The sequence below is a fragment of the Mucilaginibacter sp. OK268 genome, assembly GCF_900103125.1.
In the GTDB taxonomy this organism is placed as follows: Bacteria; Bacteroidota; Bacteroidia; order Sphingobacteriales; family Sphingobacteriaceae; genus Mucilaginibacter.
Genome location: NZ_FNJV01000002.1, coordinates 165,351 through 181,520, shown reverse-complemented (window position 1 = coordinate 181,520; position 16,170 = coordinate 165,351). Strand labels below are relative to the sequence as shown.

Below are 16,170 nucleotides of genomic sequence, written 5' to 3'. Positions count from 1 at the left end.
GTAAATTTAACTGTCCTGCCAAATTTTGACAACTCATGAAAAATGCATTTGTTAGTGGTTTAGTTGTAGGTGTTTTTAGCGGAACCTGGCTGTTCGTGATGCACACATTTGGTTACAGCAATTCAGGTAATCATGTTTACCCTATTGAGTATTTATCTATTTTAATACCATTGATAGGAGTTTATATGGGTGTGAAAAGTTATAAGGAAAACGAAAAGGACAATAAGCTTAGTTTTTTTGAGGCCCTTTTCCAAAGTTTCAGAATATTAGTCATTGGTGGTATCGTTGCCTGTCTGGCCGGGCTCGTCTACCTTAATTATGTTGATCAGGGCAATAACTTCCTGGGTTTCTCCGGCCGTTTACTGGGTGGGGCCTTGATTGGGGTATTGATTTGCGTAGCTGTTTCGCTTGCACTGATGAACAGGGCAAGTAAATTGGATTGAATTATTAACTGTTAAAGCTTTCTTTAGGTATTGATTTGATTTTTTTTTAAAATCAAATTGGTGCAAATGAAGAGGTTATAGTTTAACTGGAAACTTCTTTGAAAAAAAGTTTTGTAACTTGATTTTAAATCCTACTTTTGCAAACCCAATCGGAAACGGGATGTAGCGTAGCCCGGTATCGCGCCACATTTGGGATGTGGAGGCCGCAGGTTCGAATCCTGCCATCCCGACAGAAGTCGATACCAAATCAAATCAAAACCCTGTAAATCTGTTGATTTACAGGGTTTTGTGTTTTCAGGGGTTTCCCCGGAATACCAAAATAAATCAAAGTTTTTCAAGTTGTACGATACCAATTGTGGTACCAGAATTTAAATTTTAAATTTGTGGTTCCATAAAGTGGTTTAAACATCTGTATGCCAGATGGTTACCTTGGTTTAAAATGGTCGTTTTTTGACTCGTTTTGCGGGGTATTGAAAGCCTTTTGAGTGAATTTTTTTTACCAGAATTCACAAAAGGCATCAATTTATACCAAACAACATGAAAGCTTTAACCAGCTTTGGCATCTCCTTCAAAGTCAGATCGGACCGCGAAAAAGATGGAAAAGCGCCGCTCCAGGCAACAATCACCGTAAACGGACAAAAATCATTCTTAACCCTTCCAAGGAAAATACCGGTAAAATGCTGGAACACCGGCAAGGCCCTGGCAAGAGCAAATACAGCAGAAGGACGTGAAATCAACAGCTACATTGAAGAGGTCAGGCAGACCATAGGGGAGTGTTACCGGGATCTCCAGCTCGAAAGAAAAATAATTACTCCTGACGTTATCAAAGATATGTTTCAGGGTAATGCTGAAAAGGAGCATACGCTCGAACAAATAGCCGCCTATCACAATGAAATGTCGGAAGGGGTGCTTGCACGGGGGACAATGAAGAATTATTACACGACTCAGCGCTATATGCGGGAATTTGTGAAGACAAAGTACCGAAGGTCGCAATATTACCTGTCTGAACTGAATTACAAATTTATCCTGGATCTGGAAATTTTTCTGAGAAACCATCAACCAGTCGATCATCAGAAGCCGCTAACCAACAACGGGATCATGAAACACCTCGAAAGGCTAAAAAAAATGATCAACCTCGCGTTCCGTCTGGGCTGGATCAGCCGCGATCCGTTTGAGAAATTTCAGTTGAAGTTCAACATGGTTGAAAAGGAGTATTTAACGGCCGACGAGCTATTTGCGTTGGAACATAAGGACGTTAAATTACTGAGGCTGGCGGTTGTTCGGGATATTTTTGTTTTCTGCTGTTATACAGGCCTGGCATTCGTCGATGTTATGAATCTTGCACCAGGCCATGTTGTTAAAGGGCAGGATGGCGAGCTGTGGATCAACACTTCGCGCCAGAAAACAAGAATCGAAGTTAAAGTTCCGCTTCTGGAGCAGCCCCTGGCGCTCATTGAACAATATAAGGACAATATTAAGGCACTATCAAAGGGGACGATCTTTCCGCAGCTCACCAATCAGAAAATGAACAGTTATCTGAAAGAGTTAGCTGATATCTGTGGGATAACAAAAGTCCTCACTTTCCATGTGGCTCGCCATACGTTCGCCACAACCGTTACCCTTGTCAACGGGGTGCCTATGGAAACCGTAAGCAAACTGTTGGGCCATACTACGATGAGGTCTACACAGGTCTATGCAAAAGTTGTTGAAAAGAAAGTCAGCGAAGATATGTCGGGTCTGAAGCAGCGGCTGGAAACGAGGAAAAACGGAGTAGACGAGCCAACTAAGCTGGTTAGCATTGTTTCTGCAGCAGGAGGTACAGTGGCTGGACAAGATGTGAGACCGTTGCTAAGTGTCAATTCCGAAATTGTTGGATACGATACCCATCGGAATACGGCAGATACAGATGCTTTTTCTGGGCTGGCTGCAATTGACCGCAGTGAATACACAGTAAATGATCGGGATGTTTTTTCCGGTCATGATGGTTTCAGAAAGATGATATTAGGGGCATTTGTTGAAACAAAAGAATGGATAGCGCCTATTTTGCGTGAATGCGGCAAGTTTAAAGGGTTGAAAATTTCAGTGGATTATATAACATACAGCGAATATATTCAATACAGACTTGGTGGGGAGTTTGAGGATTGGTTTGATTTCTATGACCGGGCAAGGTGGTCTGTAATAACCATAGACTATTTCGGGGAGAGCCACCTGATGCCGAATGCCACAGCAATTTTAAATAATTCGAGATATCTGCGGGAGGGAAAGTTTAAAGTTGATTTCCGGCGGATTGTGTTTGACAACGGGATGTTCAGGTGGGTTGAAATTTAGAATATGGGACCTTGCGACCGCAGTTTTCGAACTTTTTTATGGAGGATTTGAAGAAATTGGCTGCTTTCGATATTTAGAGGGATTTAAAAAAATAACAGGTTGCAAACCGATGGACTGGCTGAGGTTGGCTTCAGGGAAGATGCCATTCAAAACCGGACCAATTTTATGAGTGTGTCTTGCAGAGTCGCCCTTAACGAGGCTCCGAACTCAAAAAGGGCCTCTATCGTGCAGAAAAGCAGTATTTGAAAATAGCTTAAAAACAAAAAAACGCCTCTAATGCAATTAGAAGCGGTTTTTGAAATTTAGTGACCTTCCGACCGCAGTTTTCGAACTCTTTTATGGAAGATTTGAAGAAATTGGCCTCAATAAATGTTCAATTATAAAAGGCCTTGGTGCCGACCCGGAATCAACACTTGAGTAAAGAAAATCTGTTGATTTTAGAGCCAGAAATCAACCAGTTTTTGTCCATCTCCGTCCACATAATATTTCTGCCAATCCGGGGTTTTCTGCAGGCCGTTCCATTTTGGTTCGCCGCCTTTAGAGCGGTAGAAACGCCAGCAGTAATGTTTATAGATACTAAAAATACCCAATGCGTACGCAATTGCAATATCTGGATTCCCGGTAATTGTATTAAGATTATCATCGTTGCTATTACTTGCTTTTTCACCCATATTATGTGAACCCGTCATAACCACTGGGTTTTCGGAAAAAGGATCGATGACGATCAACTTGCTATGGATGGAAACGGCTATCTGTGCTTCTTCCTCCTTCCAAAATGCGAAGGTTTCGGCGATATGTCCCTGCACCGCGGCTTTAAAACTACCTTTTTGTGCTTCGTTTTTATGAAGGAAGATGATGGTCGGCTTATCCTTGCCGCTCGGATCGGTATTGATGACTCCGTTAATAAACAGGTTATCATCTTTCCTTGCGTAGACTTCCTGTAGTTCATTGCGGCTAAAATAAAGTCGCTTTCCCGGCTTGGAAAATGGGATCTCTTTTCGGCTTACTTTGGAATAAAGTGAAGCTTCAGATATTTTGAGAAAGGCAGCGGCTTCAACAACATTTAACAGATCTTCCGTTCCGCTTTCGGCAGGTTTAAGGCTTAGTATAATCTGTTCAATTGATTCAACTTTTTCGAAAAGAAGACGAACGACTTCGGGAAGTTCATTAAAATTAAACGGTTCCATAGCACAAACATGAGACCTTTTTAAAACTAAGAGTGATGAGTATTTCGGTACTACCGAAATAATTTTTTATTTAAACTGCGTAATATCAACCCGTCCTCGTCATCTATAAATAAAAGGTCTGACTTCAGAACAAATACTGTTGGGACTTAAATTCTTGATTGTAAAAAAAATATTTCACAATTCGGGAGGGGTTCATTAGTTTGCAAGCTTTATCAAGCCTTACACAATGAGTCAGCTCCTTTACACTGTCGAAGAAGTATTTTCCGCAAACGGATATCTTAATGCCCATAACAAGCGATATTATAACATACCATTATACCAAAGAGGCTACAAATGGGAACCTGCTTCTATCAAGAAGCTACTTCAAGATATATATGACTTTCAGGAGCAGGATGGCAAGTTTTACTGCCTTCAAAACATCACTTTGGTTCCGAATAAAGATGTTTTCAATGTGGTAGACGGTCAGCAGCGTCTAACTACACTGACCCTGATACTATCATTTCTCGGTGCTTACAAACTTGTTGAAGGCAAAGTATTATTTCCTCCAAACAGTATAAGAACGGAAACCAACAATTTTATGAAGTCCTTCATCACGGTCGTATCCCCTAAGATCGACAGTTCCAGCTGGCCTAATTTTATTTCAAAAAACGCCAAATATGACCACCAGGATATCTTCTATCTATACCAAGGGTTCCAGGCTGTAGCGGAATGGTTCAAAAGCCGTCCCGGAGCAAAGGATCAGATGTGGCACAAGCTGCGGAACGATGTTAAGTTTATAGTCAACAACATAGAAACTACTGAAAGTGAAGAAAAGATCTTCATCAATTTAAATAGTAAAAGAGTGCCCCTTGACGGAGCTGATCTTTTAAGGGCTATGATTATCACAAGAGCCGCACAGGAATTAAATTTTGGAGAAAGTAATATTAAAGGAATTGTACGTATCAATGAGCGAAGGTTGAAGATTGGTGCTGATCTCGATCTGATCAATCAGTGGTGGGGCAAAAAAAAGGTTAAAGATTACTTCAGGAAATTTATCAAAATCAAGTCTGACGAAACAGTTAACGGAACAAAACTTTTTAATGATGAGCAATATCCGATAAACTTGCTGTACTTGCTCTTTTCTGAAAAATGCGGAAGCGAGTTGCTGGCTTTAGAAGATTACGAGAAGAGAAGTAACGAAATGTTGCAATTTTATACTGAACTTCTGGAGTTGCATTATACTATGCAGGATTGGCATCAGGATAAAGAAATATATCATTATCTGGGTTTTCTGTTTACCCATCTTTCTTCCGCAACGTTCGGCTTTAAAAAAGTTTGGGATATGTGGAAAGGGTCGGCTACGCGCACTAACTTTATTGATGAATTAAGAGGAATGATCAAAGAAACGATAGTTGAGAGTGATGGTAACCTCCCGGATTTTAGTGATATAACTAGCAACTGGTATGAAAAGAACAAAGATAAACTGATACGAACGCTGATTCTAATGGATATTACTTATGCGCTGCGTGAAGATCATGCGAACATGCCGAGTAAAGCGTTTTCAAGGACAGAACAGGATATTGAACATATTTTCCCGCAAAATCCCGCGGAAGTAACAGAAAAGAAAGATTACATAGAATTTTTAAATAATTACATCGTCGCGGATCCTAAAGGTCAATTTGATCTATCCTTATTTGACATTATGCTTGAAGATGAAGAATACAAGACCAAGGTCGAAGAGTTTATTGCTTTGCATACCAATGCGTATAAAACACATGCGATCGGGAACCTTGTATTGCTTGCAGCAAAATTGAATCGGAGTATAAAAAATAAACCCTATGCTCATAAAAGAAGCAGAGTAGTCAGGCATTATCACGATGGTAATTACCTTCAGCCACACACTTTCAACGTTTTTACCAGATACATCAATGATCCGGATGACGAGAACTTTGATCTTTTACATTGGACAAATCTTGATATCAACGCTAATTCAAACTCGATCAATGACAAGATCATAGAATTCTTCAGCAGCAAATGAGCCAGCATCAAACCATGGAAGAAGTTTCAGTAGAAGACCTACTGAACCGATATAACCTTATCGTTCCGGAAATTCAGCGAGAATACGTTTGGGGTAATAACCCCCAAAAAATATTGACCATCTTTTGCGAAGACATCCGCGAAGCAAGGGCTGAAAGGTTTTCCGAAAACTCGATCACTTACAAAACCAAAGCATTCATTCAAAACGTGTTGCCGGGTGCCGACGACGATATTAGGGAAAATTTACAAAATCTGTTAAAGAAAAGCAACTGGGAGGATGATTACATGAATATCGGTTTCCTGTATTCCTACAAACCAAACTATAATGTATTCAATGATACCTATGAAGACATAAATCTTATAGACGGTCAACAGCGGATCACTACATTGTTTTTGCTTCTGTTCTATTTTGCAATACAAGAAAGGCGTAAGGTCAACTTTGAGGATTTTCTTCGCTATGATAAAAGCTCTGGCCAATTAGCCTTTGATTACAGGGTCCGGAGCCTGACGCATAATTTTCTGGTCGACTTGATTGCTAAGGTCAGTTCGATTGATGATATCGCAGGAATAAAAAAGACAAGTTGGTTCCTTTCAAACTATCATGACGATCCGACCATTTCTGCAATGGTGTCGGGCTTAACATTGATGGAATCCACTTTCAGGAGTGATAAGGTTTTATATTACGATTTTTTGAAAACACAGGTTCGTTTCTGGCACTTTCGAACTGAAGAAACTTTCCAAGGGGAAGAATTATATATAACGATGAATTCCCGAGGGCAACAGCTTGCTGATAATGAAAATGTCCGGGGAAAACTATTTGAACCGGCAAGGCTCAAGAAAGCAGGTTATAACGAATTATATTGGAGCGAACGGTGGGAAATTTGGCAGGACTTTTTCTGGCGTCACCGCAATAAACAAAAAAGCAGGTCAAATGCCGATGCGGGTTTTAACGAATTTTTAAGGTGGATTCAGATCATAAGAATGGTTGAGATGGAACAATCCATTGCAGATGACGACAACGAGGAGGCTTTGGATAAAAAAAAGATCATTGAGGTCATGCATTGGCCTGATGAGAGCCAATATAACGTTGCTTACCTGGACATGACAGAAATAGACCTGTTTTTTGGGGCTATCAAGTATCTTTATGAAGATCTCCCTAAAGAGCTTTCGGCTATTAAGAAACAATACAAGTTTTACAGTCGTTTTGATCTTCTTAGTAAATCCTGGATAAGGCCAGACAAAGCTTTAATATTGATAGACCTTTATAAGCTTTTGCCCGCACTTTATTTCGTGAAAAAAGTTATTGCTGAAGGCAAGCGTAAAGACCCTCACAATATTTTCAGGTTAATCCGATTCTTTCATAACTCCTCACTGGATGACAATATCGGCAAATCAATTGGTCCGCAAACTCTTCAGGCACTCCTACTTATCAAGCGGTTGAGGCCAACTGAGGATGTGGTCAAACTGCTCGGTTTTAAAGCCCAAACGATCATCAACAAGGAAGAAAAACTTAAACTCGGCCTAATTAAAGACAGCGATGTACGTGTGCAATTGGAAGACCTGTGCTGGATGGCAGAAGATATGATAAATCATAACGGCTCGATTTTATTCCTTATCAACTGGACCCTTGAAGAGACAAAAGTTTTTGACTTCAAAAAGTTTAAAAAAATGTTGTTGACCTATAGGGAGCTGAGAAACCATGAAGACCAAATCAGAGCTGATCTGATCGTTACGCGATGTTACGAACTGGACGACAGTCGCGCCAGGTGGAAATGGGATTATTTCAAGTTGTCGGATTTTCTGCAGTTCGCTTATCAGTTTTACAAATGGCGTTCGGGGGCTCTGGATGAATTCCTACAGGACAGGGAAAAAACATTTTTAAAGCAATACAAAGATATTGCTGAGCTTTTGGCGGAAAGCGGTTTGAAAAAGCAGATATATATTTATTACCTGTTAAGCAAGTGGGTTATGACGCACAGGCATGTTGAATGGAACTGGAATAACGGAAAAAATTTCGCAAAACTTTACAGTTGGGAGATCGACGATAAATTAAAAAATAACTTTAACAGCGAAAATTTCATTCAAATGTATAATCAGGCCAGGGCAATTAACATGCGTAGGGTGATCTGGTTGCAAACGGCAAAGGGTATAGGAACGAAAAAATTCGAGCGATTACTGGAATGGGCCGCTAAGTAAGGCTTTTCGATTACTGGTCTTTTGTTTTTTGCTGGATAGCCGATAGTTTTAAGCCGACATGCAGATCAAAATTGTACCTGCTGCCGCAATGGGTCAATCTCGGTAATATTGGGATGTTTGAATTTGAACTGACAGTTCGGGTTGATGTGTATCACCTCCTTAATACTGGAAAGGGAATTGCTGATCACGTCGTTAATATGGTCATCCATAAATGAATACCCGATAACCACTAAACGGTCGCTGCCAGGCAAGACCTGCTGTAGCCGTCCGTAAAGGCTGCTGTACATCTTATCTTCGGCTATGATCTGGTGTTTATTCTGCCCGGTAATGAACTTTGGCGTGATCTCGGGGGTCCAGTTTTGCATGACGGTACCATTTTCATCGATGTGGCTGGCAGCCTGTTTGGCATAAAAGTCCATTGTTTTAAAATAATCAAACCCCAGATACTCATTTTGCTTTTCGATATAACTGTATTTGTATATATCAATGGAGCCATGGAGCTTCATCATAGAGATACGCTGATCGAAAGTGCCGTCGTAAATTGGCAAAGGATTTTTGTCATCGTCGAAAAGACGTGAACTTTTGGTTGAAAATCCGTCACTATAAGCTAACTCTGTTTTGAGAAATACTTTTTCAAGAAGGAGGTCATGGTTGAGTGTAAAAATGTTGAACGAGTGATCCTGATTGGAAAAATAGTTGATGTACGGCGCATACAGATCTTCAATCTCTTTGTACGGCTTTCGTACCCACAACATGTCATCAACAAGATGGTAGAAACAGGAAAATATTTCACGATTTGGTATCGAATCAAAATTGAAATCCCTGAAATGATTTTCGGCGTTATATACCTGTTGCGCCTCGGCTATAATAGCGTCAAACTGTTCCCTATTCTTACCGGCCATGTCCAGCATATACTGATAGAATTGTTCATAGTTGAGGACATCAGTGTGCATATCTGCGAGATAGTGCCTGGCCATAAATTCAATAATCATCGAAACCGGCTCTTGCTGAAACGGTAAAATACCGTTATGCTTATCAGGCTCCGACGCCCAATCACGCCATTTCCACTCGCCGGAATTGAAGTTGAGCGTATGGGCCGCAAGTGGATGCCGCAAGAACTTTTCAGATACGCCGGATACAACTGGTAGTCCTGCGTTATAAGAAAAGCCGGCGCCCAGTAAAAAACTTATATTCATTTTTATGTAATTTTCCGAATATAAGAAAATCACCGAGCCTGCTCATTATTTTACCCCGAGTGTTACACCGTGGGATTGGCATCCTGTTCCAATCCGGATCCATCATTCATAGCTTCCCACGTTTCTAAACGGTTCAGAATTTCAATGGTCGGTTTTAAATGATCCAAAGCGATACGAATAATAAATGCCATACCGATAAAACCTTTTTTCTTACCGTCATCAATCACCAGGCCTTTGTTTTCATGAGTAAACAACTCCCTACCCTTAATTGGGGATGCAGCTTTAACTTCGTTCAACTCGCGCGCCGTTGACCATCGTAGCGGTAATCCTGCCATTTTAGCGAATTCTATCAGCTGATCGTAGTTAATACCGATGAGTACCTGGATCTTACCGGTAAGTATATCATTAATATCCTCCTGCGAAAACGGTTTGGAGAAGAGATTTTCAACAACATGTACGCTGAGCGTTTGACGGATATCAAACAATGGATAGCCGGCATTTATTTCATGCAGGGTGGCCGCACCAAGTCCGCCAAGCCAATGCTCGCGGTAAACACCGACATTAACGATACCGTCTATTGACGTATAGGCATGATTTTCTGCCCTCGACTTCTCAAGGAGTGCGATCAGATCGTCATGATAATTTTCCTGCTCATATAAAGACTCATGCAGTGTTACAATTGTATTATCATCCCTTTGATAAACTCCGGTGTCGTTGTTGAGGATATCAGCGGTCTTAGCAGCTACTTCCTTTTGTTTTTGCATTCGCTGCAATTGTTTCTTGAAATGGGCATCAGCAACCTTTTCAATCTCTTCAGCCAGCAACAGACCTTTTTCTTCCACATCCTGAAAAAATTGGATGGCCTCCATATTTTTCGTTCCTGTTTTAACTTCGGTTATCTCGTAACCGTTCTTACCAACGGTTATCAAATCGCCGACATGCATATTAGTTGCAAGATCTGCGATAAGGGCGAATTTATGCGGGTCGGCATTAATCGATTCTGCTGCTTTCAACACAGCCTCGAAACCATCGCCGGTTAATGATTTTGTACCTTCATCTTCAAGGTAGAACCTGGCAATTTCTTCGCGTTTACCACCGAACATTTGCCAGACGATGGTATTGACCAGACTCCGCAGTAAATTTTCCCTACCAGCAAGTAGCTTGCCTTTTGACAGCAGCTCCTCTATTGGTTCTTTTTCTTTTGGTGCTGTTTGCCTAAGCCTTTTTACTTCGGCATCGTTTTGCTCCTGCTCCGTTATAACTAACCTGATCTTCTCCAGCAGCAAAAGCTGGGCTTTTTTCATGCCCTCATTGATAAGTGCAAGCATTTCGTCCTGATTGATAGGCTGACTTCTATCAGGGTGTTTTTTAATGTATTCGATGACTCCGTATTCGCGGATCAGGAATAATATATTACTGATTTCTTGATTTTCTGCTTCCATTATTTTAATGATTTAATTGGGTCGCAAAGATACCCTGAACAGTTGACGGTTGGTGAGTATCATCCAAATGTTAAGAAATGATTCATCAAGGGCTAAATTTAACCCTTTAAATCAATCAGAACAACGTGAGTTGTACGCTCTCCACTTCATATTTAGCGATTGCGCTCAGTGTGCCACGGATGACCTGCGGATTATAATTTGACTGGTCACTGTCACCGACTTTTGCGGTCATCATCGTTTTCAATTCCAAAATACCAGCATCGACCGCTGCTCCGCGGGATTTGAATTGTTTACCGTACACTGACAGCCCGCATCCACCGCCGGCTGTTCCAAAGCTATAGCTCAAAGCATTCGTCCAAACGTTACCGATACCTTTCCCGATCTTAAGTGTACTGTGTTCGCCGTATCGTTTTTCATTACCGAAGATCAATTTTTCAACAGCAAGGAACTGCGGCCGCGAAAACCACCCATACTGATCAAAGGCAATCTCAGTAAACCCGAACTCCAATCCTTTGCGATAAGCATGAACATTCATAATAATACTTCTGAAACTGTCACCAAAATTGCCAAACCACTTTTTGGTTTCCGCATCGCCACTTTCAGCGGCAGCAAGAATTTCGGCGAAGATCGCTAGCTCGTAATGGCTTAGCCGGATTTCGTCCCGGTAAGCTATGATCTGATCTTTTGATTCAACGTTTAAAATAAGCTTTTCCATAAAATGAATTTTTATGCAGGTATAAAGCAGGAGGAATGAGTTGTCAAGGGCCCGGGTCACCGGGGTTCATATACCCTTGACAAATCAGGAGGTGCTTTACCTTAGCATAATAAATTCTTTTTTGGAGATGCGGAACGGTGCTTCCATAGTTCGGGCAACTGGTTATAAACTATTGAATGGCAGGCCGAACTTAATGCCCCAAATACCTTCATTTGCCAGCGTCGTATGGATATAGGATTTGCGCTGATAAAAAACCTCCACATTAATCGTGGCGTCGCCGTTCTTATCCAGGAACGGAAACAGCAGGCCGAAACTGGTTCGATTGACATATGCGCCGGAACGGTCTGCGACCAATCCCGCAAATGAGGTTGCTACATCCAGACCGATACTCATATCCTTATAAGGTGTAAGCAAATAGATAACCTGTGCGCCCGCATCAGGCCGGTAGGCTGTTTTAAAAGTAGCGTCATTCAAAGTAAAAACCTTTTTATCATCTGCTACCGTAACCGTAGAATCCGTAAGCCGCTGCATATTATACCATTGCACCGGTTTAGAGATCTCACTCAGGCTGTGTTTTCGGGTGATGGCCGCATAGACAGCCCAGTAGAACTGGCTTTTGCCGGAGGGAAAGGTCAGTAATTGGTTGACTGAAACCTTTAAGCTTCCCGTATAAACAGACTTGTCTGCCGGGCTGCTTTTGGTAGTGGGTTGCGCGGGGTCGATATAAGAGAAGTTGTCCCAGCCCAAAGGCGCGAAGTTCAACTTCATCCAGGTCATCCGCTTGGTGCCCCATTTGTCGTTGTAATATTTTTCTTCCACTTGATCGAGGTTATCAAAAAAACGTTTTTTTACCTTGTCACGGATAGCCAGTTTGGTGGTGTCTTCGAGGTCATCAGAAACCGCAAGATAACCGGCAGCGTCGGTTGCTGCTTTTTGGTAGAGATCAGTGAGGTCTGTACGCACTGATTTGACTATTTGCGCATGCACCGCTACGTCTCTCTTGGGATTAAACTTATAGCTGTTAAGCACCCAGGTAAGTGAGTAACTGCCCCTGATCGACTTTTTATTTTTGAAGTCAAAGATATTCTGGTCATCGACCTCGCCACTGAAATCAACAGAGTGGATGAAACGGAATGGCCCTTTGGTCGGATCCTTACTCTGAACAAAAGTGATCGGTGTAAAATAAAATTTCGACTCGTCTGAGTTGATATTTACCGTGGCAAACCTTCCGATTTTGGAAAAGCTGTTTTCGCCGATGGTGATCTTTGAATAATCTTTTTGTGTCAGCGCTCTGAAAGTGTAGCGGGACACCAATTGCGGATAATCGGAACTCGTACTATCGGTATAAATATCATTGGTGATCTTTTCATAAAGATAGAGGCGGCTGAGGATATATTTCAGGCGGGCACTGTCGAGTTTGAGCTGTGCCTGAGCGCTGGCCGCTATAGCTATAGCAGCCAGTAAACAAATAAATTTTTTCATGACAGGTAATAAGGTTAATCGGTAATAAATTAAGGAATCACTGTTGCATTCATTGCTGAGAACATATCTCTTCGTTTAAATTTCAACGCTGTACTTTTATAAAATGATGCCGTCCAGTTTGCCGGGTTTGTTTCCAGAATAGATGGATTGTAATTGGTGGCTGTATTGTGCGGTTTTAGCTTGATCGTGTCCTGCCGCGATGCATAATGATTGAAAATCCGCGCGAACTCAGTAAAATATGAATCGGCTACGTCGCGGTCGCCGCGGATGACCATCGTGTTTTCGTCATTGCGCAAGATCGAATTGTCTGAAAAGTTCGCTGATCCCGTGATCACGATCGGGTCGTCGCTCAGTGGATCGATCAGGATAACTTTGTTATGAATAAAGTTCACCCCGCTATAAAATAATTCGCCGCTATCCACTTCCTGTGCCCAGCCATATAAGGGTTCATCGTAGCTTCCGCCATAGATGATTACATTATCCACGTCGTTAGTTACCAGCGTGGTGTTCTTTGTTTTCTTGTCGATAATGATGTATTTCAAATGTTCGGTATCCTGAGTAATGGCACTCTTGATTCCTTTATTGAATGAGAATGGGAACATTCCGCAAACAAGTCGCTGCGAGTTGGCGATCAGCTGGCTGTAAAGTTTCAGCACTTTTGTACCCGGCCGCGGACTGAATAAGGTGGTTGTTCCGCTGCTCACGATTTTCGGGTCTTGCTTAATTGCAATAGCATTTGCCCGGGCGGCCTCATTCAGCGGATCTGATTCCAGCCCTTCCCAGTGCTTAAGGTAATTTTCCGCGATAGCAGGGTCCCTTACGATGTGAAGCGTATTACAATGCCCAAAGATAGCCTTCTCGGTGATGTTGGTCGAACCGGTACTCACCGCTACCGGCTGTTCGTCCTCCAGCAGCACCATATATTTATTATGCTGTAAAAACGCCGGGTCGGCAGTTCTTCGGATCATCATCTCCCGTGGTATCCCGGCCGTTTCTATCGCCTTGTCGTTCTTGGTTTTTTCATGACGGGAATCATAGATGATCTTAACATCAGCGCCTGATGCATGGGCATCTTTTAACGCTTGCAAAACTTCCGGGAAAATAAATTCGTAAAAGCAGCATCGAAGACCTTTTCCGTGCCCGTTAGCCTGTCCGATAAAAGCGATCATCGCTTCTTTTAATCCCTTGGAAAGCCAGGTCAGGGCTTTTTCCTTTTCGGCCGGAGGCATTTCGTCGGGACGGCGATTACCGAATTCCCTTGCATAGGCCTGGCTGCCCGCAACCCCGCGGTTAAAGTGCAATTCATGTTTGCCATCTTTCGCTTTGCTGATATCTACCGGTATTTCGATTTTTTCCCCGTAGGTCAAATTTCCGGGTTGTCCGTATACCGGTGTGAAAAAGTATAAATAATCGCCATCGTTGCTGACATAGTAATCTTCCCACAGAAATGATTGCCAGGGTTGCTCTTCCGTGCTGTAAAGGCCGTTAGGTGACGGAGAGGCTCCCTGAAAATGTTTGATGGAATGAACGTCATAAGCTTGCTGCGGCTGTTTGTTGTTTTCCTTTCGGATGTAAAAACCAAGCAGTGTCGTGGTGTCCGTTTGCTTCATGTCAATAGAGAACAAAACGGATGAGGTACCGGCCACGACGTTGACCGTAATCTTGTCGGTGATCTTTCTTAGTCTCATGGTGATAAAGTTTAGTTTGAAGTTTAATGGTTGTAAATCAAATTGTTATAAATATACAAAATCTGACAATTCCAATTAGCTCTAAAGAATATTTTACGAAGAATGGAACATATAATGAAACATCTCAAAATGACATCTTGAAAAACGCCGTGCCATGTATTACAACGCCGCCGATGAAGACCTTATCGGTATTTTGTAAACAGAAATCTGGCAATAATTTATCTGTAATGTATTTGAAATCATTAGGCGTTTCGTAACTTACGGTCAACTACGGTCAACTACGGTCAACTACGGTCAACTCCGGTCAGCACGGCTATAATTGAGATGTTGGTTGGAAGGGGCAAAACTTTTAATTTGATCAAAATTGTTTGAAGTCGATAACATTTTAGCAGAATCTCCAGCTTTTCAGATCGTGCTGGAATTCAGCTGCCGTGAAATTGAACTCGATATTGTTCCGCATTGGTACAACAGAGATAATCATTGTGACTTTTATATTTTTCAGGACGGTCAGGAACTCGGTACAGTCATCTGCATTGACATTAACGAATGGGAATGGGTAGCGTCCATTGAGCTGCGATGGCTGGCCCAGCTCATTGGCAATGAGATAGATTGGCATTACATGTAAGTAATTTGCCAATTTGAAAGGTGGTATCCAGCAAAATAATGGGCCAATCTAAAAAAGACTGGGCTGTGCCGGCCCTGTTTCTTCCTGACCATAAATGGGCAGTTTACCGCCCCAGTCATACAAAGCGTCTTTTTCTTTTCCTTCGGGCTGCTCTTTGCCTCCACGGATAGAAAATACAGGATAATGCACTATATCGTCCGACGGAATACTGTAATGGAAGATCTCATCCATGTCGTCGTCTCCCAGGTCATCCAATACCCATGCCTGTTCCATCTCTTTTGTCAGAAATAGAGGCATCCGATGCTTGTTGTCGCCGTCATTGTGTATCCACATCATTTTCTCATTGGCACCACGGGTAAGCATGGAAAATGAAGCAAAATTGTAGATCTCGCCCGTTGCCTGGTCTACTTCCTGGCTGACCTGGTACAAGGCCGGAACATAAAATTGCTCCCGGTCGGCGATACTGATATGATAAGGGATCTTGTTTTTAAACCCTTTGACCTTGCGGTGCTCGTAAATGCCGGTGGCGGGGATCAAACAGCGGTTTTTGCGTAACCTGTACCAATAGGATTTTTTGTCCTCGATCACCCGTTCCGAACGGGCGTTGACATAATTCCTTCGCTGTGCCTGCCGCTCTCTCGGATCATCTATGAATGCAGGAACTACCCCCCAGCTCATGTTGGCCAGCGCCAGCATCTGCCGGTTGACCACGATAGGATGAGTGGGTAAAACCTCACAGGTAACATGAATCATATCATTCGGATAATGCGCCAGGTTTGGGGCCAGTTTAATTCCCTGGAAATCTTTAGTGACTATTTGTATCTCTGAGTGAAAGCTGATATCCCTGCACAT

The 16,170-nt window shown here is 42.2% G+C and carries 12 protein-coding genes and 1 tRNA gene; 6 read left to right on the top strand and 7 right to left on the bottom strand.

Features of this window, described 5'->3' with window-relative positions:
* Window positions 1-35: 35 nt before the first annotated feature.
* From BLR84_RS06650 to BLR84_RS06640, 3 genes are all read left to right on the top strand, one after another.
* Window positions 36-443, top strand: a complete 408-nt coding sequence (locus BLR84_RS06650; RefSeq protein WP_090466259.1) for a DUF4199 domain-containing protein — start codon at window positions 36-38, stop codon at window positions 441-443.
* A 156-nt stretch (window positions 444-599) separates the two neighbouring features.
* Window positions 600-673 (top strand) — tRNA-Pro (locus BLR84_RS06645).
* Between the two features lie 307 nt (window positions 674-980).
* Window positions 981-2,771 carry a site-specific integrase gene (locus BLR84_RS06640; RefSeq protein WP_090466257.1) on the top strand — a complete coding sequence of 597 codons (1,791 nt, stop codon included), beginning with the start codon at window positions 981-983 and terminating at the stop codon, window positions 2,769-2,771.
* Window positions 2,772-3,208: 437 nt separating this feature from the next.
* Here BLR84_RS06640 and BLR84_RS06630 read toward each other — a convergent pair whose 3' ends face one another.
* Entirely contained in the window at window positions 3,209-3,958 is a 750-nt protein-coding gene (locus tag BLR84_RS06630) for a helix-turn-helix domain-containing protein (protein ID WP_090466252.1), read from the bottom strand.
* 226 nt (window positions 3,959-4,184) lie between these two features.
* Between BLR84_RS06630 and BLR84_RS06625 the strand changes: the two genes are divergently transcribed.
* A complete protein-coding gene (locus BLR84_RS06625; protein WP_090466251.1) occupies window positions 4,185-5,975 on the top strand; it encodes a DUF262 domain-containing protein in 1,791 nt (596 codons plus the stop codon).
* On the top strand, window positions 5,972-8,170 hold the full coding sequence (locus BLR84_RS06620) for a DUF262 domain-containing protein (RefSeq protein WP_090466249.1): 2,199 nt from the start codon (window positions 5,972-5,974) through the stop codon (window positions 8,168-8,170). The genes BLR84_RS06625 and BLR84_RS06620 overlap by 4 nt, the downstream gene beginning before the upstream one ends.
* Before the next feature lie 65 nt (window positions 8,171-8,235).
* Here BLR84_RS06620 and BLR84_RS06615 read toward each other — a convergent pair whose 3' ends face one another.
* From BLR84_RS06615 to BLR84_RS06595, 5 genes are all read right to left on the bottom strand, one after another.
* Window positions 8,236-9,366 carry an SIR2 family protein gene (locus tag BLR84_RS06615; protein ID WP_090466247.1) on the bottom strand — a complete coding sequence of 377 codons (1,131 nt, stop codon included), beginning with the start codon at window positions 9,364-9,366 and terminating at the stop codon, window positions 8,236-8,238.
* A gap of 62 nt (window positions 9,367-9,428) precedes the next feature.
* The gene (locus BLR84_RS06610) at window positions 9,429-10,808 is read right to left on the bottom strand and encodes a hypothetical protein (protein ID WP_090466245.1); all 1,380 of its coding nucleotides are present in this window, start codon (window positions 10,806-10,808) and stop codon (window positions 9,429-9,431) included.
* A 115-nt stretch (window positions 10,809-10,923) separates the two neighbouring features.
* Entirely contained in the window at window positions 10,924-11,523 is a 600-nt protein-coding gene (locus BLR84_RS06605) for a hypothetical protein (RefSeq protein WP_090466243.1), read from the bottom strand.
* A gap of 162 nt (window positions 11,524-11,685) precedes the next feature.
* Window positions 11,686-13,005, bottom strand: coding sequence for a hypothetical protein (locus tag BLR84_RS06600; protein WP_090466241.1), 1,320 nt, complete (start codon window positions 13,003-13,005; stop codon window positions 11,686-11,688).
* Window positions 13,006-13,034: 29 nt separating this feature from the next.
* Window positions 13,035-14,693 carry a phospholipase D-like domain-containing protein gene (locus tag BLR84_RS06595; protein WP_090466239.1) on the bottom strand — a complete coding sequence of 553 codons (1,659 nt, stop codon included), beginning with the start codon at window positions 14,691-14,693 and terminating at the stop codon, window positions 13,035-13,037.
* Window positions 14,694-15,057: 364 nt separating this feature from the next.
* Between BLR84_RS06595 and BLR84_RS06590 the strand changes: the two genes are divergently transcribed.
* Window positions 15,058-15,318 (top strand): hypothetical protein, encoded by a 261-nt coding sequence (locus BLR84_RS06590; RefSeq protein WP_090466237.1) that lies wholly within the window; start codon window positions 15,058-15,060, stop codon window positions 15,316-15,318.
* Window positions 15,319-15,366: 48 nt separating this feature from the next.
* Here the strand turns inward: BLR84_RS06590 and BLR84_RS06585 are convergent, their stop codons facing one another.
* Complete coding sequence (locus BLR84_RS06585; protein ID WP_090466234.1) at window positions 15,367-16,170, bottom strand: SOS response-associated peptidase; 804 nt, start codon at window positions 16,168-16,170, stop codon at window positions 15,367-15,369.

Excerpts from the sequence above, each read along its gene's own strand:
- BLR84_RS06625 (WP_090466251.1), top strand. The coding sequence starts at position 4,185 with ATGAGTCAGCTCCTTTACACTGTCGAAGAAGTATTTTCCGCAAACGGA.
- BLR84_RS06640 (WP_090466257.1), top strand. The coding sequence starts at position 981 with ATGAAAGCTTTAACCAGCTTTGGCATCTCCTTCAAAGTCAGATCGGAC.
- BLR84_RS06650 (WP_090466259.1), top strand. The coding sequence starts at position 36 with ATGAAAAATGCATTTGTTAGTGGTTTAGTTGTAGGTGTTTTTAGCGGA.
- BLR84_RS06600 (WP_090466241.1), bottom strand. The coding sequence starts at position 13,005 with ATGAAAAAATTTATTTGTTTACTGGCTGCTATAGCTATAGCGGCCAGC.
- BLR84_RS06605 (WP_090466243.1), bottom strand. The coding sequence starts at position 11,523 with ATGGAAAAGCTTATTTTAAACGTTGAATCAAAAGATCAGATCATAGCT.
- BLR84_RS06595 (WP_090466239.1), bottom strand. The coding sequence starts at position 14,693 with ATGAGACTAAGAAAGATCACCGACAAGATTACGGTCAACGTCGTGGCC.
- BLR84_RS06630 (WP_090466252.1), bottom strand. The coding sequence starts at position 3,958 with ATGGAACCGTTTAATTTTAATGAACTTCCCGAAGTCGTTCGTCTTCTT.
- BLR84_RS06610 (WP_090466245.1), bottom strand. The coding sequence starts at position 10,808 with ATGGAAGCAGAAAATCAAGAAATCAGTAATATATTATTCCTGATCCGC.
- BLR84_RS06620 (WP_090466249.1), top strand. The coding sequence starts at position 5,972 with ATGAGCCAGCATCAAACCATGGAAGAAGTTTCAGTAGAAGACCTACTG.
- BLR84_RS06585 (WP_090466234.1), bottom strand. The coding sequence starts at position 16,170 with ATGTGCAGGGATATCAGCTTTCACTCAGAGATACAAATAGTCACTAAA.
- BLR84_RS06615 (WP_090466247.1), bottom strand. The coding sequence starts at position 9,366 with ATGAATATAAGTTTTTTACTGGGCGCCGGCTTTTCTTATAACGCAGGA.